This window comes from Polaromonas vacuolata, assembly GCF_012584515.1.
Classification (GTDB): domain Bacteria; phylum Pseudomonadota; class Gammaproteobacteria; order Burkholderiales; family Burkholderiaceae_C; genus Polaromonas; species Polaromonas vacuolata.
Window position 1 is genome coordinate 1,529,576 of the sequence record NZ_CP051461.1, and the last position, 21,025, is coordinate 1,550,600.

The following is a 21,025-nucleotide window of genomic DNA, read 5'->3' on the forward strand; positions in this document are numbered from 1 at the left end:
GCATGCAGATCAACATCACGACAGACACATCTCAGGTACGGGCAGCACTGCAAAAGGCGGCTGGCCAAGTGCCATTCGCGCTATCTGTGGCGATCAACAAATCCGCTGAGCTTGCTCAAGGTGCAGTGCGTAAGAACATGCAGCAAGTGTTTAACCGGCCAACGCCTTGGGTGTTGAACTCGCTGCGCGTCGTGCGGTCGAGCAAAATTAATCTGTCGGCCAGGCTGGGCTACAAGGATAAGAATTCAGTTGAAAGCGCGCGCTCAATGGTCGAGCCGCATGTGCTCATGAGTAAGCGGCATTACAAGGCAATGGAGGCGCGGCTGCTATCGATGCAGTTGATACCCGCTGGATGGAATGCAGTACCTGGCGCTGCGGCCAAACTCGACAAGTACGGGAACATGAGCGCAGGTCAGATCTCCCAGCTGCTCAACGTGCTCGGCACCTACACCGAGGCGGGCTACAACAAGGCAAACGCTACGACTGTGAAACGGCTGGCCAAGGGTAGCGTTAAAAAGAATACCTACGGCTTTGTTTACTGGGTCAACAAGGTCGGTAGCCTTAAGGCTAGGCACTTGCAGCCCGGCGTTTACCAACGCGTGAAGACGGGGTTTGGCAGCAGCTTAAAGCCTGTCTTGATCTTCGTGAAGCAAGTCAAATACAAGCGGCGTCTTGACTTCTTCGGCATTGCACAGAAAGCATTTGATAAAGAGTTTCCAGCTCAGTTCGACAGCGCTTTTGATGCGTCCGTGCGCACTGCGATGCCAAAGAGTCAAGGCGGTCAACTTTGATAGCGCAGGCCCACCCCCCCGGTCAAGGTACTTCCAGAGGTCTGCCGCCCAAGGGTAATTCGAACCGCGTGAAATCGCTAGCGCACTGGTTTTGTAAATGGTGAACGGTGAACAATTAGGGGTGAATACTCCATCGCAGGCGGCCATTGGTCGGGCCTTGATGCTTTCTCCAGCGACTATTACAAAGAACAAAAAATTAGGCATGCCGGTGTATTCAATCGAGGCTGCCCAAGCGTGGCGTGTAGCGCGGCAAAATGTGGCGGCCAGAAAGCCTGCACCACCCGTCACCTTTCCAACTCCTTCGCCTCCGCGCAGCTATGGCCGCGTCGGCGGTGATCACTTCCAATCCATGATCAAAGAGTACGAAACTGAGGTGGCCGTCTTGGATTCAGAGGAAGACCATGACGCCGCTCGCACGCGTTTGCGAATATCAGAGGCGAACCTATCAGAGATGAAAGAAGCCGAAGAAAAAGGCAGCTTGATCCGTCTCGATGCCGTCAAAGCCGTCCTGTCAGTGGCCATGGCCACTGCGCGTGAGGCGCTGCTGCAGATCCCGTCGCGGATGGCGCCATTACTGGCGGCTGAGTCCGACCCAGGCAGTGTGCAAAACCTTCTGTACGCAGAAATTCATCAGGCGCTTGAGCTGCTATCAGGTGCCTCTGTGCGGCTTGGCCAACAATCGGCAGATCTCGAATGAGCGCCCGCGACTTACCTGACGACATTGCCCGCGCTACTGCGTTAGTCGAGAAACTCATGGCTAAGTTTTTTGCACCGCCGCCGCGCATCGACACCGCCGAATGGGCTGCACAGTTTCGCCACATAGCCAAAGGTCCCGAGCGCGGCCCATGGCGTAATGAGCGCACACCCTATCTGGTTGAGCCCATGCAGTGCGCATCAAGCCATACCGGCTTTGAGCGGGTGGTGCTGTGGTTTGCGACTCAGATGGGAAAAAGTGAAGTGCTTTATAACGCCGTTATGCAGCGGATCCACACCGACCCGCAAGACATGATGATGGTGCAGCCGACGCTGCAAGACGCGCAAGATCACAGCGCCCAGCGGTTCCTCCCCACGATCCTGCAAACTCCAGCCATGCGCGGCAAGGTGGCGGTGCGCAAAAGCCGCGATGAATCCACCAGCTGGCGCAGCCGGTCAATTCAAGGCGGCTTTACGGTGTTCTTTGGCGGCGCAAACAGTGCATCGAGTCTGGCCTCTAAACCGCTTGGCTTTGCCGTGGCCGATGAGGTCGACAAGTGGCCCGCAGACGTCGACAACGAAGGCCCCCCGCTGGGCTTGCTCGAAGAGCGCATGAGTAACTTTTCTCGGCGTAAGTTGATCATTGCGAGCACCTGCAACATCAAAGGCAGCAGCACCATCGAGAGCGAATACCTAGCCAGCGATCAGCGGAAGTACCATGTGCCTTGTCCGCACTGCAGCGAGCTACAGATTCTTGAGTGGGGAAGTAAAACTGCTTGGGGTATCAAGTGGAAAAAGACTGAAGGCGGTGCAGCTAGGCCAGAAACCGCCGTGTATGTCTGCCGGCACTGCGGTGCCGAGATTGAAGAGCATCACAAGAACTCTATGCTCGCTGGCGGCATCTGGATTGCTGACGCACCTGGCAAAGGGCAGGGCAAGCGCGCAGGCTTTTGGATTAACAAGCTCTACTCGCCCTTGGGCTGGAAAAGCTGGTCCAGCTTAGTCGAAGAATGGGAACAAGCGCAGGCCGCTAGGCTGATAGGAAACAGCGCACCGCTTAAAAAGTTTCTCAATTCCAGTCTGGCTGAAACCTGGGAGGAAACCGGCAGCGGCGCTGATCACCAAGCGCTGGCGCGCAGGGCAGAAGCCTATGAGCTAGGCAATATTCCGCGCGGCGGTTTGATGCTGACCATGGGTGTAGATACCCAGCCTGATCGATTGGAAGCGCGAGTCTGGGCTTTTGGTCGCGGCGAGGAAAGCTGGCTAGTGGCTCGCCACATTATTTATGGTGACCCGAACCTAGACGAGAACACACCCGGCAGTCCCTGGACGCGTTTGAGCGAAATCCGCAACACGCCAATACTGCACGTCAGCGGCGCTCAGATGCTGGTTGAGTCGACCTGCGTTGACACCGGCGGCCACAACACACACGCCGTTTACAGCTACTGCCGCAGCCACACCCACGCCGGTGTGCTGGCCATCAAAGGTGCTAGCACCTACGGCAAGACCATTCTGGGGAAACCCAGTCTGATGGATGTCACATGGCGCGGCAAGACCATGGCGCGCAGTCTGAAGTTGTGGCCAATCGGTACCGATACCGCCAAGCACTTGCTTTACGGCCGCATGCGCATCACCCAAGTCGGACCAGGCTACGTGCACGTTCCCAAAGCTCTGGACGGTACCGATGAGTATGAGCAAATGACCGCTGCGCGACTGATGCCCGTCACTGTGCAGGGCAAGTCCAGCATGCGCTGGATAACGCCGCAAGGAAAGCGCGAAGAGGGCGGCGACTGCATGGTCTACGCCTATGCAGCCGCCTGCCATTTGGGTATTCAAACTTACCGTGAGCCGGGCTGGGCCCGGCGCGAGCTGAAGTATTGCCCAAGTGCGCCTGATTTGTTCAGTAACTCAGGATTTAGCACAACAAAGTCAGTTGAAAGTAGCGGGCAAAAAAATAGAAATCAAGAAGAAAAACTCCCTATTTCGTTGCCGGCTAACCGCCCTAATCCAATGCTGCAGCGCTCTGGGCGCCGCGCTAACACCTCTACATCATGGTAAAAAAAATGCAGCAACCTATCTTGCCGATCGAGTGTTTACCTGCCGCATACAGCCCGAGCGCAACAGACATCATCCATGACTTACTTAGCCAAGTATTGGCGATGGCTCCGAGTTTTACCGCAGAGCTTGCAGCACAAGTCGAGCGTGAAGCTCGGGAAAAGTGGGGTGGTGATCGTGTCTATGTACAGCGCAAGGGCGGCACACTCAGCCACCGTAACGCCGCTATCAAACGTGAGTACCAAGCGGGCGAGCGAATTGCTCTGCTTTCGCGCCGCCATGGACTAGGGCCTTCACGGTTATGGGAAATTATCAATTCCTGAACGCTAGGGAGTTCGTCCGGTTTCTTGCCTTGAAAACCGGACAACAGGTAAGTGACTATGCCTTACATGTCCCCACCTATCCCCAGCACCGAACCGGCCAGCCTCAATGCTGGCGATACCGCCAAGTGGCTCAAGTCGTTTGAGAACTATCCCGCTAGCGACGGCTGGCATCTCAATTACATATTGATCAATGGAAAAGGCAAAATTACTTTCGACTCTATTGACCAGGGTGACGATCATCTGATCAATGTCTTGGCCAGCACTACAGCTGGCTGGGCTGCAGGAAATTACGACTGGCGTGCCTCTGTCAAGAAATCTGATTACGTTTTTACAGTTGGTAGCGGTCGTGTTGTAGTTAATGCGGCTTTTAGCGCCGCTACGTTAGACGCACGTAGTCAGGCAAGACGAACGCTTGAGGCGATTGAGTTAACTCTTGAGGGCCGTGCCAGCAGCGCGACTGCTGAATATGAGATTGCTGGTCGCAAGCTCAAGTACATTCCAATTCCTGAACTGCTACAGCTGCGGGACCGTTTACGCCGTGATGTTCGCAGCGAGAACACCGCTGCATCCATCACTGCCGGCCGCAAAAATCCCAACCGAATTTTTGTGAGGTTTGGGGCATGAAGTCCGGTTTTTTCTCCCGTGCTTGGCAGCGCATGACCAGTAACGCACCAAATAAAGCGTTACAAATGCGAAGATTTGATGGTGCTCGAATAGACCGGTTAACTTCTGACTGGTTCGCTACTGAATCCAGCCTCAATGAGGAATTACGTGCAGACCTAAATTCACTACGCAAGCGCGGCCGTCAGCTAGTCACCAACAATGACTATGCGCGCAAGTTTCGCGGCATGGTTGAAAACAACTTGATTGGTCCAGCTGGCGTACGCCTTCAAAGCAAGGTCGAAGATACCCCCGGAAAGCCTGACAGCTTAGCGAGCACTGCTATCGAGGCCGCTTATGAAGAGTGGAGCCAGTCTTGCGACGTGACGGGACAACTTAGTTTGCGCGACCTTTGCGAGAACATCGTTGGCGGCCTGCCAAGTGATGGTGAATTCTTAGTTCGAATGGTACGCGGTGCAGATGCGAAAAACCGTTTTAACTTTGCGCTGCAGGTGATCGATGTAGACCGCATTGACACCACTTACAACGGCAACTATGGCGGTAACACAGTCATCATGGGTGTGGAGGTCGATAACTACCGTCGCCCGCTAGCGCTACACCTTTTTGAAGCGCACCCCAACGATGGTGCTCGCACAGGCCGACGCCGAGTCCGCGTTGCATCAACTGATTTACTGCACAAATTTAAGATTGAGCGTGCTGAACAGATGCGGGGCATACCTTGGATGGCGCCCGGCATGCTTAGCTTGCATCACCTTGGAAAGTTCATGCTCTCAGCGCTCCTAGCCGCCGAGCATGGCGCTAATCATTACGGTTTTTTTCAGCAAAAAGAAGATGAAGGTACGCCTCCAATTGGTGATGTTGATGGTGTCGGCGGAGACGCTATAAATATCGTGGCTAGCCAGCCTGGCGTGTACGACACATTGCCCGCTGGCTATAGCTTTCAAGCACATCAAAGCCAGTATCCCAACGAGGTGTTTGGACCGTTCGCAAAAACCATGCTGCAGCGCATCGCTACCGGTTGGCGCGTTGCATATCACTCGCTAGCCAATGATCTTGAGGGCGTGAGCTTTTCCAGCATTCGCAGCGGAACACTGGAAGAGCGCGATCGATGGATGGCAGACCAGCAGTGGTTTATCGGTGCATTTATGGAACCAGTTTTTCAGGCTTGGCTTCAGATGGCGCTGATGTCTAGCTCTATCACCATGCTCAACGGCTCAGCTTTACCCGCATCAAAGATTATCAAGTTTAGCCAGCACGAGTGGCAGCCGCGGCGCTGGGAATGGGTTGATCCTAAGAACGACATGGAGGCAAAGATTCTTAGCGTACGCGCCGGTCTCATGGCCCCGCAAGATTCAAGTGCCGCCATGGGTTATGACTTCGAGGACACGCTTAAGGCAATTAAATTCGCGCAAGAAATGGCTAAGACTTTGGGTGTGAATTTGAACGCTTACGAAGGTACACCAGGCGCTACGCCGACGCAGCCAACGCCAGAAAAAAATAAATGATCTGTCCGGTTTCTTGCCTTGAAAACCGGATGCTACTTAAACGAAAGTCATACCCATGAGCAGTAACTCCATTCCAGACAATCTTGCTAGATACCTAACTGAAGATGGGAAAAAGCAAGAGCGTAGCTTTGTTGTCGAGCGATCGACTGTGAACGTTGTCGCCCGCACCGTAGAAATGGCGTTCGCTAGCGAGACTCCATACGAGCGTTACTGGGGGATTGAAATTTTGGAATGCACACCCAACGCCATGCGTCAAAGCCGAATGCGCTCTGGTGCTAACTTGCTATGCGACCACAACCCGACTGATGTTGTCGGCGTTATCGAATCTGTAGAAATCGGCGTTGACCGGGTGGCCCGCGCCGTTGTTCGTTTTGGGAAAAGCGAGCGCGCAGAAGAAGTCTTCCAAGATGTGATTGACGGTATCCGTCGCAACGTCTCGGTCGGCTACATGATCCACAAGGCTGTTTTGGTCGAGACAAAGGATGGTGTGGAAACCTACCGCGTTACCGACTGGGAGCCTTACGAAAACTCTCTTGTCAGTATCCCTGCTGATGCCTCCGTTGGTGTTGGTCGCAGTCATGCGCCAGCGTCAGCTGACAACACCTCTTTTGTTCCCAAAACTCCTCTGGAGAAATCTATGCCCGAAACTATTGTTGCACCCGTTATTGAAACTCCCAAGCAGCGAAATCATGCTGCTGAAATCAGCGCTATTGCCGCTGCAATGCCAGGCGGCGCTGAATTAGCGCTCAAGTCAATTCAGGCCGGCCACACCGTTGAGCAGTTTCAAGCTGATGCAATCCGCGCTATGTCTAATAAACCGCTGCCAACCTCAGACATTGGTTTGACAAAAAAAGAAGCTGCGCGATTTTCGATTCTTAAGGTTGCACGTCACTTGGCCAATCCGGACGAAAACAGCTACAAAGCCACAGCCTTTGAGCGTGAATGCTCCGAAGCGGTAGGCAGCAAAATGGGCCGCACAGCCCGCGGTTTTTTCATGCCGTCTGACGTTCAAAAGCGCGACTTAGTTGTAGGTACGCCGACCTCTGGCGGCAACTTGGTTGCTACCGACTTGCTCATGGGCAGCTTCATCGACATGCTGCGCAACGCCATGGTGATCGACAAGCTCGGTGCACGCATGCTGACCGGCCTGGTTGGTAACGTCGCCATCCCGAAGCAAACCAGCGGATCCACGATCTACTGGGTCGCGGAAAACACTGCCCCAACCGAAAGCCAGCAAGCCATCGGTCAGGTGCTGATGTCGCCAAAAACCGCCGGCGGCTTCACAGACATCGGCCGTACGCTGATGAATCAGACCAGCTTGGACGTTGAAAATTTCGTAATGAGTGATCTGGCTATTAACCTTGGTCTGGGTATTCAGCAAGCCGCTTTGAGCGGTACAGGCGCATCTAACCAGCCATCTGGTTTGCTAACACGCATCACCCCATCAGTGTTAGGCGGTACAAATGGTTTGGCTCCAACGTGGCAAAACATCATCGACTTAGAAACTAACGTTGCCGTCGCTAATGCAGACGTTGGCAGCATGGCTTATTTGGTCAATGCGAAGACACGCGGCAAATTTAAAAGCACTCAAAAGTTCAGCGGCACTAACGGCTTGCCGGTATGGGGCGAAGGTCTTCAGCCGCTCAATGGTTACAACGCTGCTGTGACAAATGCACTGCCTAGCAACCTGACTAAAGGCACTAGCAATGGTGTTTGCTCGGCATTGATATTTGGTAACTGGTCAGATTTGGTGATCGGCATGTGGGGTACCACGGACCTTATTCGCGACCCATACACAGCGAGCTCGTCAGGCGGCGTGCGTATTGTCGCGCTGCAAGATGTTGATGTTAATGTGCGCAATATCGAGAGCTTTGCGACCATGGTTGACGCACTTACAAGCTGATAGTTAAGCAGTAAGTAAACAGTTCATCACCATGGCCTTCACCGAAGATTTCACCGCGTTTTTTAGCACCGCCGAGTTTGCAACTGATGCAACGCTTGACGGTGCGGCTGTGCGCGGCATCTTCGATGCTGACTATGAACTGGGGAGTGGCGGTGTTGCAGGTTTTGCCTCGACTCAACCGGTTTTTACGTTGCCGTCGGCTAGCTTAATGGGTGATCCAGTTGGCCTATCCCTGCAGTACCTTGCTGTTACCTACACCGTCTCTAGCCACGAGCCAGACGGCACAGGCATCAGCTTACTGATGTTGGAGAAAGTTTGACATGAGCACCGCATTTAGAAGCATTACCGATGCCTTGGTAGCTGCCTGTATGCAGACGCCTGCGCTTGCTGATGGAAGAGTCTGGGCTAATCGGCTCCGGCCTTTGTCGGCGTCGCAAGCCAATGCAGTTGTGGTGCGTTTAGCGCAAACCCAGTCAAGCGAAAACGTGCTGGGCATGCTTGACTGGCAGACCCAATTTGCAGTCGAGTGCTATGGGCGCGGAACCGTGGGCATTGATCCAACGGATGCAGTCGATGACTTACTGCGTAGCGTGTGGTCGCGCCTAACGGGCATCAATGCTGCCGAGCTGGGCGCCATGTCTTTGGCGTTGAACTCCGCCATCGAGTGGCAATTCGATGAAGCCGAAACACCTGTGGCTTGCGCCATCGTTTATTTGCAAGTCAGGCACCGCACGCCGGTGGCTACCTTGCTGGCCTGAACTTTCACCTTTGAACTTTCACATTCTTACTGCCCAAGCCCCTATGACGACAAACCCAAAATCATCCGCTTCATCTGCTGCAGCTTCGCCCGTAGCAGAACCTGTATCAGTACCCGAACTGCACCCTAGCACAGGCGGGCGCTACTTGCGCAATGTGGACGGCTCGCTGAGCCAAGTTGATCAATCCCCAGAAACCCCCCAAGACTTCCCAGTTTTGACCCAGGAGTAAATCCATGCCCAATCGTTATGTACGCAATACGGCCATTTTGGCCAAGATAGAAACCACTTACGGCACCGATGCTGCACCATTAGCTGCAACCGATGCGTTGCTGATTAGCAATGCCAGCATCGACATCAATCCTACTAACCAGGCGCGCGATATTCTTCGACCTTTCATGGGTGCGTCCGAGCAGCTAGTCGGTACCCGGTCAGTGCAGATTGCATTTGAAGTTGAGGTTTCTGGTTCTGGTACCGCCGGGACAGCTCCGGCTTGGGGAAAACTTCTGCTTGCAAGCGGTATGTCTGAAGTCGTTACCGCCACCACTCGTGTTGACTACACACCCGTCTCAAATACCTTTGGTAGCCTGACGATTTATTACCACATGGACGGCGTGCAGTACAAAGCCCTTGGCTGCCGTGGAACGTTCGAGTTGATGATGGGAATTGGCGACATTCCTAAGTTCATGTTTACCTTCACCGGCCTTGATGGCGGCGTTGCGGCAATAGGCAATCCGAATGCTGTGCTCACAGCATGGAAAGCACCTTTGGTCATCACAGACCCCAACACTGGCGACGTCAAGATGGGCGGCACCTATTCTGCCGGCGCCATCACCGGCGGCACCAGCTTTCCGAGTCGCGGTCTAAGTCTGAATATTGCTAACAACGTTGTTTATCAACCAATGCTTGGTGGTGAAAGTGTGCTGGTTACTAACCGTGAATCAACCGGTAGCTTGACGCTTGATTTGTTAGCAGCGCAAGAGGTGACTATGCGCACCGAAATCAACGCCAATACGCTGACCAGCATGAGCCTGGAGCACGGCACTATCGCCGGAGGCAAGATCATTATTTTTGCGCCTGCTGTGCAGCGTCTGAACCCCAAAAATACCGAGCAAGACGGCATGGCCATGTTGGGAATGGATCTGCGCTTAACGCCGACCACCACCGGAAACGACGAGCTGCGCATCGTCAGCATGTAAAAAATTCCTGTGCATTTCTAGCGTGCGCAGGAGGCAATCAAATTTATAAATAAGAAAGAAATTTAGCCATGTTTGTTGTCACATCTAAACCCACCTTTGTCGCCCCAGTAGCGGCAAATATTCCTGCCGATGGCGGAAAGTTCACAAAGGTGAAGTTCAGCGTAGTTTTTAAAGCGCTGGAAAAAGAAGAAATCGACGAGCTGCTAAAACGCATCCGCCAAAGCGCAAAAGCGGTACGTGAAGACCCTGAAGCCGGCCAGCTCAAAGACCGTGAAGTGCTTGATGAAGTGCTAGTCGGCTTCGGTACAGATTTGGTCGAGGAAGACCGCACGCCGATGGAATTTTCTGCCGCCAATGTTGACCGCCTGTGCAGCATTTATCCGCTTGAGTCGGCGATGGTTAAGAGCTTTTTTGATAACTACGTAAACGGCCCCGCAAAAAACTAATTGCCATCGCCCGCCATGCTCTGCGCACATCAAGAGGTGACGCGGTGGCCGATGAGGAGACCGATGATGCGCTGCGCTGCTTTGGCCTTCAAAAAGATGAAGCAAAAGAGCCCGTTAAGGGCAAAGCACTTGATGTTTGTCATGTTTGTGACGTTTGGCCGAGGCATGTGAAAGCGCTCAATTTGTTTCTTGCCTGTATGGGCCAATTGCAACTTAGCTTGGGCGGCATGGGTGGCGCGAACTGGCGAGCAGTGCAGGCCATAAACCTAGCGCAGGAAGCAGTTTGGCAGGGTTTGCAAGGAAAGGCCCAGGTGCCGGTGGTGCAGCAGTACCGAGTCATTGAGCAAGAAGCGCTGCGTATTTTGAACGAGCGCGAATTACAGGCTTTGCGTAAGAGTTAACGACAAAAGGAAAAACCAAGACCCATGGCCGCTGAACTCGAAATCAAAATCACCGCCGATGGTAAAGCCGTTGTGGTGGCAGCAAAGCAAGCTGAAAACGCATTGCAAGGCATTGACTCGCAAGCGGGCAAAACCGGCACCGCGCTGCAGGGCACGTCTAAGTCTAGCGAGGGCCTAAATGCTGCCATGCGCAAGATTGACAAGTCGGCATCAGACTCTGGCTCTGGTTTGAACCTTTTAGGCAAAGGAGCCGGCTTAGCCGCAACAGCTATTGCTGCAGCCGGTACCGCTATGGCGGCCGGCTTTGTGGGCAAGCTGATTTCTGTGCAGCGTGAGTTCGATGCGCTCAATTCCAGCTTGATCACTGTCAGCGGCAGCTCAGCAGCTGCAGCCAGGGAAATGTCCTGGTTAAAAGATTTTGCAAAAGAAACACCGTTTGGCCTGGCGCAGGCGACGCAGGGTTTTGTAAAAATGAAGGCGCTTGGGTTAGAACCCACCAAGGCATCACTGACCAGCTTTGGCAACACCGCATCAGCCATGGGGAAAGACTTGAACCAAATGGTTGAAGCTGTGGCTGATGCTGCTACCGGAGAGTTTGAGCGGCTCAAAGAGTTTGGCATCAAGGCCAAGCAAGAGGGCGATAAGGTCTCGCTGACTTTTCAAGGTGTTACTCAAACCATTGGCAATAACGCCGCCGAGATTACCCAATACTTAACTGCGATAGGCAACAATGAGTTCGCCGGCGCCATGGCCGAGCGCACGAAGACTTTAGACGGCGCTATCAGCGGGCTCTCAGACAGCTGGAGTGAGCTGTTTCGCACTATCAGTGCATCGGGCGTCTCACAAGCCATGACCAATGGAATTAAAGGAGTAGATGGCTACCTAGTAGCTTTAACCGAGCGCATGGAGGCAGCCAAGAAATCGGGCGCAGGTATGGTGGGCGAGCTCAACTCTGGCTTGGGCTACATCATTGCTCGCGCGCCATTTGATGTGCTTTCAGGCTCTGCCAATGGGTTAAATGGAACGCTTAATTTATTGACAGGCGGCGTAACAAAGCTCAACACAAGCGTAGATTTGCTGCCCGACTCGTTCAAAACCAGCGAAGTGCAAGCCGTTGCCATGGCAGCCAAGCTCAAAGAAGCCGAAGCAGATTTCGTCCGGCTTAGCGCTAAATTTGCCCAGCACAGCGAGAACATTTATATCAAAAGCGAGCTTTACGCGCTGGGTCAATATATTGAAAAGTTAAAAGAAGCGCAGAGGCAACAAGCCGCTTTAGTTGTCTACACAGATCCGCGTGAATCCCAGCCATCCATGACGCGTGGTGCGTCCTATGCGCGGTGGAACGAGGAAGAGGCCAAGTCATTGGCTGCATTGAGTGCCGAGCGCATGAAAGCCTCGGGCGTTAATAAAGATTTCATCGCCAGCGTAAAAGTGCATCAGGACGCGTTGCGGTTGGGCACTGAAACGGAAGTGGAAGCTACGACGGCTATTTCTGCTTTGATCAAAAAGCGTAATGAAGGCTCAGAAGCGGGAAAGCAAGCAGCCAAGGCCGAAGACGCTGCTACAGCTGCTGTTAAAGCCGCCATTAGCCAGTATGAAAGTTTAATGCTGCGCCTCGATGAGCGACTAGCGCTGTCTAGGCAAGAGCTCGATGCTGGCCGGCAACTGACAGAAGCCGAAAAAGAACAATCAAAAATCACGACGCAACTCGATAGCGATAAAAACAAACTCAATGCCACTCAGCGCAGCGCGACTGAGGCCAAGCTGGCCGAAGTCAAAGTCGAGGAATTATTAATCCAACAGCAACGCACAAATTTAGCGTCAAAGCAAGAATTAGCGACAGAAGAATACAAGCGGATTGCAGCAATTGAAGGCTCGCTTGCAGGCATGACTGAGCAAAATAAAACGATGTCTGAAGAGATCGCTTTGCTTGGACTTAGCGAGTCGGCGCAGCTCTACGCAGCCAATGCGAGGCAGTCATCCGTTATTGCAATTAAAGAAGAGCACCTGGCTCGAATGCAAAACACTGAGTTCATGGGCCGTGAGCAGATCGCTCTTGAAGAAGAAATCCGACTGCTTAAAGAGCGCCAAAGCCTGACGTACTTAAAAGGTCAAAAGAGCATTGCTATTGAGCAAGCCAAAGAAGCAAAAGCTGAATGGACCAAGTTCAATGATTCTATTTATCAAGGTTTAACAGATTCGCTTTATAGAGGATTTGAAGCGGGAAAAGGTTTTTTTCAAAGCTTTTGGGACACCATTAAAAACCTATTTAAGACCACTGTATTGAAGTTGTCTGTGCAGGGTGTTTTAACTGCAACCGGGTTAAGTGGATTGTCTAGCGCGGCCAATGCGGCAAATTCTGGTGGGTCAGGCTTTATGGACCTGCTCAGCACAGCTAATTCTGCGTCTGGATTCAACAGCGGGTATTTAACCAACATCGGCGCAAGCTCTGTCGGCAGCCTATCGAGCGCCGGCGCTCAGCTTTATAGCAAGGGTTTTGAGACGCTCGGAAACTCAATGATGAGCACTGCTAATTCGCTGGCTCAATACTCTGACGTTATTACCCAGGCCGGCGACGTACTGGGCTATGCTGGCGCCCTTTATAGTGTTTCTCAAGGCAACTATGGTGCTGCGGCTGGCGCTGTTATCGGCACTTACTTTGGCGGCCCAATTGGTGCAGCCATCGGTAGTAAAATTGGTGAAGCTATTTTTGGCTCTAGAGGTAACCCGACAAGTAGCACTGGCGACGCGCAAATTAGGTTTGATGCAGCAGGTAAAGAAACCAGCCGATTAGACTTGAGTACGGTCACTCAGTTCAGAGCCATTGCTAGTCAAGCGACTGACACCCTGGTGGTCGGGCTACAAAAAACATATTCTGATATTGCAAAAACTCTCGGTGTTGCTACGCAAGCCTCGGCCTTTGCTTTCTCGGGTAATACTGGCAGGGGCGGCACATCGCCGAACTTCAATCTAACCGGCGGTGTTGGCAATTCTGTTTTCAACAGCGGTGAAACAGCAGTCTCTGACGCTGCTATGCAGCTGGCAGCATCACGTGCAGTATTCGCATCTCTGCAAGGCTCTGATCTGCCGCGCTATTTGCAAGGTGCGTTCGACGGATTAAGCCCTGCTAGCTTGTCGCAAGCGCAGCTCGACGGGACGATTGCATCAGCACAGGCGCTGAAAGTCTTCAATGACGCGCTGCAAGCTATGCCATTTGAAAGTCTTAAAGACTTGTCGTATTCGGCCACTGCTGGACTGATCGCAGCGGCTGGCGGTCTTGATGCGCTAAGCGGAAAACTCGTAAGTTACTACGACAACTTTTATACAGCTGAAGAAAAACGCGCACAGACTGTCAAAAATATTACCTCGTCATTGAATGACGCAGGTTTTACCACAAGCGTCGAAGCTATCGCGACCATGACGCGCGAGCAGTTCAGGGCATTGGCTGAGTCACTCGACGTGACCACCGACGCGGGCCAAAAGAGTTATGCCGCACTAATCGGCGTAGCAGGTGTTTTTGCTGAAATCACCCAAGTCGGTAGCGTTGCAGCTAAGTCTGTTGTGACTATTGCAGATGCCTATATACGCTTGACGACCATTCTCAAAACAAATGAGCAGATTGCGCAAGAGCGCATCGGTCTTGAAGGTCAGCTAAATGCGCTTACTGACACCGCAGCACAATCTCTGAGCCGCCAACGCGATGCCCTTGACGGCAGTAATCAAGCGCTGTTTGACCAGGTACAGGCTTACAGTGCATTGAATACAGCAGTTGATAACGCATTGGCCACTGTCAGCCGTTCAATCGCCGCCGAAAAAGAGCGTGTTGGAATTATTCGCGACTCAGCGCAATCGTCTGTCACCAGTATCACGGGCGTTTTTACCTTGCTTCGTGACCAGATCGAGCAGCTATACGGCTCTGTCAGCAGCACTGGCGCTGCACGTGCGCTGCAAGGCAACTCGTTTATAAATCAAGCGCTCATGGAGGCTTTAAGCACTGGACGACTGCCAGATCAGCAAGAGCTCAGTAAAGCTATAGCAGCTGCACGCGGCGGCCTCGATGCCACCGAATTTGCAACGCAATTTGAAGCTGATAAAGCCGCGTTAGTCATGGCCGGCAAGCTCTCGCGACTCAGCGATATTGCAGGACCTCAACTGACTGCAGCTGAGCGCGCATTGCAAGTCGCACAAGATCAGCTCACTGCGCTTGATGCGCAAATGACGCTGGCTCAAAAGCAAGTCGATGCGTTAAACGGAATTAACACTAGCGTCTTGAGCGTAGTCGATGCGATGAATGGGCTGGCCAGTGCGATAGGGGCACAAGCAGCGGCAAAGGCGGCAGTAACGCAAGCATCCGGGTCTTTAGGTGCTGCTGGCGGTGGAGAAGGCTGGGCAAATGACAGCGCTTACAACCATCCGTCGAACGTAAGCGTCAACTCAACTGACTCAGCGTTGCTGCAGGCTGCGAAACTTGTTTACCAGTCAACACAGGGCGGCGTATCAACCGCGCAGTTCAATGCGGCAACTGCCGCAGTTGGTGGCGACATTTATGCAGCGACGGGCTGGAACGGTGACCCAGAATCGTTTCGATCGATGTACGGTTTTGCTGTTGGTACGAATTACGTGCCGCAAGACATGGTCGCTCAAATTCACGAAGGGGAAATGATTGTTCCAAAAGCCTACAACCCGTCAGCGGGCGGCAAGCTGGGAAGCAATGATCGACTCGAAAAGTTAGTTGAAGGCTTGACGGCTGAGGTCCAGCGATTGCAATCAATCGGTGCGACTGGTAATCAAAACACGCGCCGCACGGCTGATGCAGTTAACGGCAATGGCGAAGCTCCTGTCTTGATGGTGGCAGCATGAATATTCTTAGCCCTTTAAAAATCACTGCAGCAATGATCGCTTCAGGCACTAGCATTGCCGAGCCCGCAGTTGGTGAAACGGCATGGGTGTCAGCCGGAACTTACGTGCTTGGAGATCAAAGAATTAGGGCAACTACGCATCGAATCTATGAGTGCGTACAAGCGCATAGTTCGCGAACTGCGTTGCCAGAAGTTGATGGTTCGTACTGGTTAAACAAAAGTCCAACGCAGCGTTTTGCACCGTTTGACATTTACACCAGTACGGCAGCAATCGGCATCACAAGCATCAGCTACGTGCTAACGCTAGGCTACTTTAATGCCATGGCGCTCTACGGATTGACCGGTACAAACGTAGAAATAACGATCAAAGATGAGCCGGGTGGTAATACGATTTATAGCTATGTCCAGGGGTTAAGTGAAGACCCACCTGGCTGGTACGAATTCTTATTCTCACCACTAAAACTCATTACAAAAAAGATTCTGAAAGAGCTGCCAATTCGGCCCAATGCCGAGCTCATAGTCACGGTAACGGCTGGAGCGGGCAACGCCGTTGGCATTGGCATGATTAACGTTGGCGACTACCGGTCTCTGGTCAGTGACGGAAGCTGGGGCGGTACCGAATACGGCGCCAGCGCTGAGCCAGTGAGTTATAGCTACACAAAAGTCGATGCAGACGGCACGACAAAAATCATCAGACGAACAAGTGCTACCGGTATGCGCGCAACAGTCATGTTGCCGCGTGAGCAAGCCGACGCTGCTTTGTCGCTCATTCAGGACGTGCTTGATCTGCCCGTGAGTTGGGTCGCAACAGACGCATCAGGTTACGCTGGTCTAAATGTTTTTGGCTTAGGTTCTGCATCTGTCGGATATGACGGGCCAGGTCACGCAACGCTGAACATCAATGTCAAAGGCTTGATATGAACAACATAAAAAACACTTGAAGGGAATCAAATAAATGGCTGTAGTCACACCACCAACAATCAGTACGCTACCCGCTGCGCCAGACCCAAATGATAGGGCGACATTTAATGCTCGCGCCTACCCTTGGGCTGTTGCGCAGGCGGTCCTTGCGACCGAGGTCAATGCAGTAGCCAGCAATGTAGCGGCAAATGCAACTGACGCTAAGGGCAATGCAGATATTGCAACATCGCAGGCGGGACTTGCAACTACTAACGGCGCAGAGCAAGTTGCGCTCGCGGCGGATCAGGTCGCCTTGGCTGACGAGGGCGCTCAAACGGCATCAATAAAAGCTGGTATAGCGACAACAAAAGCGACTGAAGCATTAACCAGTGCCGCTGATGCGGAAACCAGCAGAGTTGATGCTAGCAAGCTAAACCTCGGTAATAAATCAGCAGTACCAACGCTCGACAACCAAGGCTCAGCCCTGCTTGCTGGCGCTACTTACTACGACACGGTTTTAAATAAGTGGCGCGTGTGGACGGGCAGCGCCTGGGGTGACGGCATCAGCGCCGTGGCGGGCGTGTCTAGTGTCAACGGCCAGTCGGGCGCGGTGACAGGAATCGCTAAAACTTCAGCCAACACCTTCACCGGCCTACAAACCAACGCCGCAGGTGCAGATATGGCTTCAGCGGCCACTATTGACCTCACCCTTGCCACCGGCAACACCGCCGTCATTACTGGCACAGTCGCCACGTCAGCGCTAACGATGGCGGCTGGTCAGCAAATGCTTTTGCTACCTTCGGGCGCATGGCCGATGACCTTCAACGCCACGACCATGAATATCAATGGTGGTGTAGATCAAGTTTGCGCTGCTGGGGATAGGGTGACTGCGGTTAGAGACAGGTTTGGGGTTGTTAGGGTGGAGTTGGTTAGACAGAGTGGTGCGGCAGTGGTGGTTGCTAGCGCTGTTGATAATATTAGTTTCCCTACCAACATAAGCGGCAACACTGTGTATGTTGGTACGGCTTATATCTTTTTAATCACTAATTTTGACTCTGAAAAGACCTATATCATCAGCACTGGAAATGGGACAGTCACTCGGCTGTTAGATGTTTTATCTTACACACCAGGGGTTCCGGGTACTGGCTCTTTCGTTATAAATGGAAGAACAGTTGGACCCTACACCGTACCTCCTGTTGCGGCAGGGCAGCAGGAGTTCACAACCCCCGGAACTTTTACATGGGTGGTTCCTACTGGAGTGACCTCTGTATCCGTTGTGACTGTTGGGGCGGGAAATAATTTTGTCTCTCACAGCACAACCATAACAGGAGGCGGAGGTGCGCTTGGGTACAAAAACTCAGTTTCGGTCACGCCCGGCGCGAGTATTGAAATAGTTGTTGGGTCTCCCTCTAACCCCGGCGGTACGTCTCGTTTTGGAACTGAGGTCGGCGCGGAAGGTGGTAAAGGCGGCAACGCCACCCAAGATGCCTCTGGATTTGCGTACTCAAATCCGCTGTACGGCAGCTCTGGCGGAAGAGGTGTGTCAAAGGCTCTTTCGTGGTTTGGCGGCGGCGGCGGCGCTGGTGGGTATAGTGGCGACGGAGGGTATCGCACCGCCACAGCCTCTACTGCTGACGGTGCCGGAGGTGGTGGTGGCGCTGGCGGGGCTTATAGCGGCACAACCGGCGTTGCAGGGTGCGGAGGGGGGGGTCGGCATATTAGGCCAAGGCATAAGTTGGGTGGGCGGGGATAACTCTACACGTACAGGCGGCACTGGTGGCAGCAGTGGTGGAAATGGTGCCGATGGAACAACTGTTGCAGGCGGTAACTTTAACAGTGGAAACGGCGGTCTGTATGGAGGTGCGGTCGGTCCCAGATGGCATGACATAACAGGTAATGTAGGTACTGGTGGTGGCGGGGCTGTTAGGATTATTTGGAGCGGCACAACTGGTACTGTCAGAGCATTCCCATCAACAAATACGGGGAATCTATGATGATACTTTTTATTAAAATTAGTGGCGGCAACCCGATAGGACACCCAATTGACCCAATTAGTCTTGGCGCACTTGGAATCGTAGCTACTGAACAAATAATCCCATTGGGGTATGCTAGATTTACCAGAGTTCCAAAGCCGCCTGAAACTATAGACAGCGACTTTTTATCCCTGCCTTATGTGTGGCAGGGTGACAATGTTACTGACAAGTGGGAAATGTTCTCAAGAGGGATACCAACCCCAGAGGTGCAACTACAAAATCAAAAAGCAGCTCAATGGCTCGCCATCAAAGCCAAGCGCGACAGCCTGAGCGACAACGGCGGCTACAAGGTGGTCGTCGATGATGTGGACAAGTGGTTTCACAGCGATGCGAAAAGCAAGACACAGCAGCTTGGTCTGGTCATGGCCGGTGCTGGCATACCGTCCGTGCCGTGGAAGACGATGGACGGTAGCTTTGTGACCATGAGCCAAGCACTCGCAGGGCAGGTTTTTCAGGCTGCGATGGGTCAAGACCAAGCCCTGTTTTCAGCAGCTGAACAGCACAACACAGCAATGCTGGCAGCGGCTGACCCTGCGGCCTATGATTTTTCCACCGGCTGGCCTGCGACTTTCGGCGGTTTAGCACCATGAAAACCTACTGGGATGCCTGGCTGCAATACCCGCAGCAAGTATTCATAGCTGTTGATCAAGTCGCCAACGCTTTGATTCCGCCTGTTTTTGGCACGCTGAGCTACGCCGACGAAACCCTGTCAGCCCGCTGCTACCGTGCGCACCGGGACGGCAAGTGGTTTGGCCTGTTGTTCATGAGTCCGATCAATTTGCTGTTTTTCTGGCAGGGGCCGGACCACTGCAAAAACGCCTGGCGCAAAGAGTTTGAGCGGCGCAGCTTGCCGCCAGAGTACCGCGCATGACGCCCGAAAAGCAGCCAGACCTTCCCGGCGCTCGGATCGTGTTTGATCTAAAGCTGCCACTTTGGGGACTGATTACTGCCCTGGCCATAGGAGCGGCTCTGGGTGTCACTGATGCTGAACTGAATGATCTGTGGACTCTAGGGGCTTCATTGTGATCGCCGCATCTGACGACAGTACCGAATACTCTGGACGACAAAGGATTAGCGTGGACATGAAAATTCCTTTGTGGGGCGTTATAAGTGTGGCCGGTGCTGGGATCATGTGCCTGATCACGATCTGGTTTAACTTGCAGGCTTTGACTATGGCTGTGCAAGATTTGCAGATCACAGTTAAAAGTGGCAATGGATCTGTTCAAGCGCTCGTATCTGAAACTGCGCTGCTAAAGTTTCGTCTTGGTGCGGTAGAAGCGGATGTTGATCGGCTTAATGATCTCGCGCGAGACAAGAAACCAAGGGCCGCAAAATGAAGCCAATTCCAAATTGGAAAAAGTCTTGGCGCATGGTCAGTATGCGATGTATGACGCTGGCCGGCGCAGTGCAGGGCGCTTGGCTAATTATTCCTGACGACATGAAAGTCAGCATCCCGCCGAACGTTGTGCAATGGCTCACGATTGCACTGCTCGCATTAGGCGTTGCTGGTCGGCTAGTCAAACAAGAGAAGGTGAGTATATGAAAGCAGAACTAATTAAACAACTTCGACGCGATGAGAAAGAAGTGTTGACGGCATATCAAGATCATCTCGGATTTGCCACGATTGGCGTTGGCCGGCTAATTGATAAACGCAAGGGTGGCGGCATAACGCAAGAAGAATCTGCCTACCTGCTGAACAATGACATCAATGCGCGCGAGGCCGATTTACTGCGGCGCGCACCTTGGATGGCTTTGCTCGATCCGGTGCGCTTCGGCGTAATGATGAACATGTCTTTTCAGATGGGCGTTGATGGCCTGCTTGAGTTCAAAAACACGCTAGCTTTGGTAAAAGATGGCGACTACGACACTGCTGCGGAAGCAATGCTGCAGTCGCTATGGGCGCGACAAACGCCAGAACGTGCTAAGCGTCTGAGCAACCAGATGAAGTCCGGAATTTGGCAATGAGTTGGTTGTCACCTTGGCGCTGGCTGCTTGGTGCTGCAACCGCTGCGGCGCTTATGGTTGGCTTGTTACAACTGGACAAGTCTCGCCAGGCTATCGGCTATGACCGGGCTGTTGTTGAGTACACCACCATGGCGCTCAAGGCTGGCCAAGCTGCCCGTGCACGCGAGCAAGCCCTTCAAGCAAAAGTAACGAAAGCACAAGATGACGCGAAAGCCCGCGAGACAAAGTTGGCGGCTGATGCTGCTGGCGCCCGCGCTGCTACTAGGGGGCTGCGCGACGACCTTGCCGCCATCCGTAGCACTCTGCCCGGACTTGCCGACGATGCCGTTCGTCGATACGCAGACGCCTCAAGCATCGTATTCGCTGAGTGCGCAGACAGATATTCAGAGTTGGCGACTAAGGCTGACGCAATCGCTTCAGAGCGACGGGCCTTGATTGAGGCTTGGCCGAGGTAATGTGTGTGTAAATTATTCTGGTTAACTTTGACAGAATGTTAGGAATGTTTGCATACTCTCACATCTCGCCCACCCGTCCGGTTAATTTCAAAGTTGCACTTCAGACTTGAATCCGCGTCAG

Annotated in this window: 22 protein-coding genes; all 22 read left to right on the plus strand. The window is 53.1% G+C overall.

The features are described from left to right. Positions 1–2 precede the first annotated feature (2 nt). The 22 genes from HC248_RS06995 (at position 3) to HC248_RS07100 (ending at position 20,904) form a co-directional block, all read left to right on the plus strand. On the plus strand, positions 3–791 hold the full coding sequence (locus tag HC248_RS06995) for a hypothetical protein (protein WP_168921874.1): 789 nt from the start codon (positions 3–5) through the stop codon (positions 789–791). A gap of 121 nt (positions 792–912) precedes the next feature. Further along, positions 913–1,488, plus strand: a complete 576-nt coding sequence (locus HC248_RS07000) for a hypothetical protein (protein ID WP_168921875.1) — start codon at positions 913–915, stop codon at positions 1,486–1,488. Then, the gene (locus HC248_RS07005) at positions 1,485–3,542 is read left to right on the plus strand and encodes a phage terminase large subunit family protein (RefSeq protein WP_168921876.1); all 2,058 of its coding nucleotides are present in this window, start codon (positions 1,485–1,487) and stop codon (positions 3,540–3,542) included. The genes HC248_RS07000 and HC248_RS07005 overlap by 4 nt, the downstream gene beginning before the upstream one ends. 5 nt (positions 3,543–3,547) lie before the next feature. Beyond that, positions 3,548–3,862: a hypothetical protein gene (locus HC248_RS07010; protein WP_168921877.1), complete on the plus strand. Its 315-nt coding sequence runs from the start codon at positions 3,548–3,550 to the stop codon at positions 3,860–3,862. Positions 3,863–3,919: 57 nt separating this feature from the next. Continuing rightward, complete coding sequence (locus HC248_RS07015) at positions 3,920–4,486, plus strand: hypothetical protein (RefSeq protein WP_168921878.1); 567 nt, start codon at positions 3,920–3,922, stop codon at positions 4,484–4,486. Continuing rightward, a complete protein-coding gene (locus HC248_RS07020; protein ID WP_168921879.1) occupies positions 4,483–5,988 on the plus strand; it encodes a phage portal protein in 1,506 nt (501 codons plus the stop codon). Before HC248_RS07015 ends, HC248_RS07020 begins: the two co-directional genes overlap by 4 nt. Positions 5,989–6,043: 55 nt before the next feature. Next, positions 6,044–7,891 (plus strand): phage major capsid protein, encoded by a 1,848-nt coding sequence (locus HC248_RS07025; protein WP_168921880.1) that lies wholly within the window; start codon positions 6,044–6,046, stop codon positions 7,889–7,891. Positions 7,892–7,922: 31 nt separating this feature from the next. After that, entirely contained in the window at positions 7,923–8,210 is a 288-nt protein-coding gene (locus HC248_RS07030; protein WP_168921881.1) for a head-tail joining protein, read from the plus strand. Between the two features lies 1 nt (position 8,211). Beyond that, positions 8,212–8,649, plus strand: coding sequence for a hypothetical protein (locus HC248_RS07035; protein ID WP_168921882.1), 438 nt, complete (start codon positions 8,212–8,214; stop codon positions 8,647–8,649). 43 nt (positions 8,650–8,692) lie between these two features. Continuing rightward, entirely contained in the window at positions 8,693–8,878 is a 186-nt protein-coding gene (locus tag HC248_RS07040; protein WP_168921883.1) for a hypothetical protein, read from the plus strand. Between the two features lie 4 nt (positions 8,879–8,882). After that, complete coding sequence (locus HC248_RS07045) at positions 8,883–9,845, plus strand: phage tail tube protein (protein WP_168921884.1); 963 nt, start codon at positions 8,883–8,885, stop codon at positions 9,843–9,845. 68 nt (positions 9,846–9,913) lie between these two features. Next, entirely contained in the window at positions 9,914–10,291 is a 378-nt protein-coding gene (locus HC248_RS07050; RefSeq protein WP_168921885.1) for a phage tail assembly chaperone, read from the plus strand. Positions 10,292–10,335: 44 nt separating this feature from the next. Continuing rightward, positions 10,336–10,692: a DUF1799 domain-containing protein gene (locus tag HC248_RS07055; protein WP_168921886.1), complete on the plus strand. Its 357-nt coding sequence runs from the start codon at positions 10,336–10,338 to the stop codon at positions 10,690–10,692. Positions 10,693–10,716: 24 nt separating this feature from the next. Further along, positions 10,717–15,552, plus strand: a complete 4,836-nt coding sequence (locus HC248_RS07060) for a tape measure protein (protein ID WP_168921887.1) — start codon at positions 10,717–10,719, stop codon at positions 15,550–15,552. Beyond that, positions 15,549–16,472, plus strand: coding sequence for a hypothetical protein (locus HC248_RS07065; protein ID WP_168921888.1), 924 nt, complete (start codon positions 15,549–15,551; stop codon positions 16,470–16,472). The genes HC248_RS07060 and HC248_RS07065 overlap by 4 nt, the downstream gene beginning before the upstream one ends. A gap of 34 nt (positions 16,473–16,506) precedes the next feature. Continuing rightward, complete coding sequence (locus HC248_RS07070; RefSeq protein ID WP_168921889.1) at positions 16,507–18,204, plus strand: hypothetical protein; 1,698 nt, start codon at positions 16,507–16,509, stop codon at positions 18,202–18,204. Positions 18,205–18,660: 456 nt separating this feature from the next. Further along, positions 18,661–19,074, plus strand: a complete 414-nt coding sequence (locus HC248_RS07075; RefSeq protein ID WP_168921890.1) for a DUF4376 domain-containing protein — start codon at positions 18,661–18,663, stop codon at positions 19,072–19,074. Continuing rightward, complete coding sequence (locus HC248_RS07080; protein ID WP_202882434.1) at positions 19,071–19,355, plus strand: hypothetical protein; 285 nt, start codon at positions 19,071–19,073, stop codon at positions 19,353–19,355. The genes HC248_RS07075 and HC248_RS07080 overlap by 4 nt, the downstream gene beginning before the upstream one ends. Positions 19,356–19,566: 211 nt before the next feature. After that, positions 19,567–19,821 carry a hypothetical protein gene (locus tag HC248_RS07085; protein ID WP_168921891.1) on the plus strand — a complete coding sequence of 85 codons (255 nt, stop codon included), beginning with the start codon at positions 19,567–19,569 and terminating at the stop codon, positions 19,819–19,821. Continuing rightward, positions 19,818–20,027 carry a DUF7940 domain-containing protein gene (locus tag HC248_RS07090; protein ID WP_168921892.1) on the plus strand — a complete coding sequence of 70 codons (210 nt, stop codon included), beginning with the start codon at positions 19,818–19,820 and terminating at the stop codon, positions 20,025–20,027. Before HC248_RS07085 ends, HC248_RS07090 begins: the two co-directional genes overlap by 4 nt. Beyond that, positions 20,024–20,449, plus strand: coding sequence for a glycoside hydrolase family protein (locus HC248_RS07095; RefSeq protein WP_168921893.1), 426 nt, complete (start codon positions 20,024–20,026; stop codon positions 20,447–20,449). Before HC248_RS07090 ends, HC248_RS07095 begins: the two co-directional genes overlap by 4 nt. Beyond that, positions 20,446–20,904 (plus strand): hypothetical protein, encoded by a 459-nt coding sequence (locus HC248_RS07100; RefSeq protein ID WP_168921894.1) that lies wholly within the window; start codon positions 20,446–20,448, stop codon positions 20,902–20,904. The genes HC248_RS07095 and HC248_RS07100 overlap by 4 nt, the downstream gene beginning before the upstream one ends. Positions 20,905–21,025: the final 121 nt, after the last annotated feature.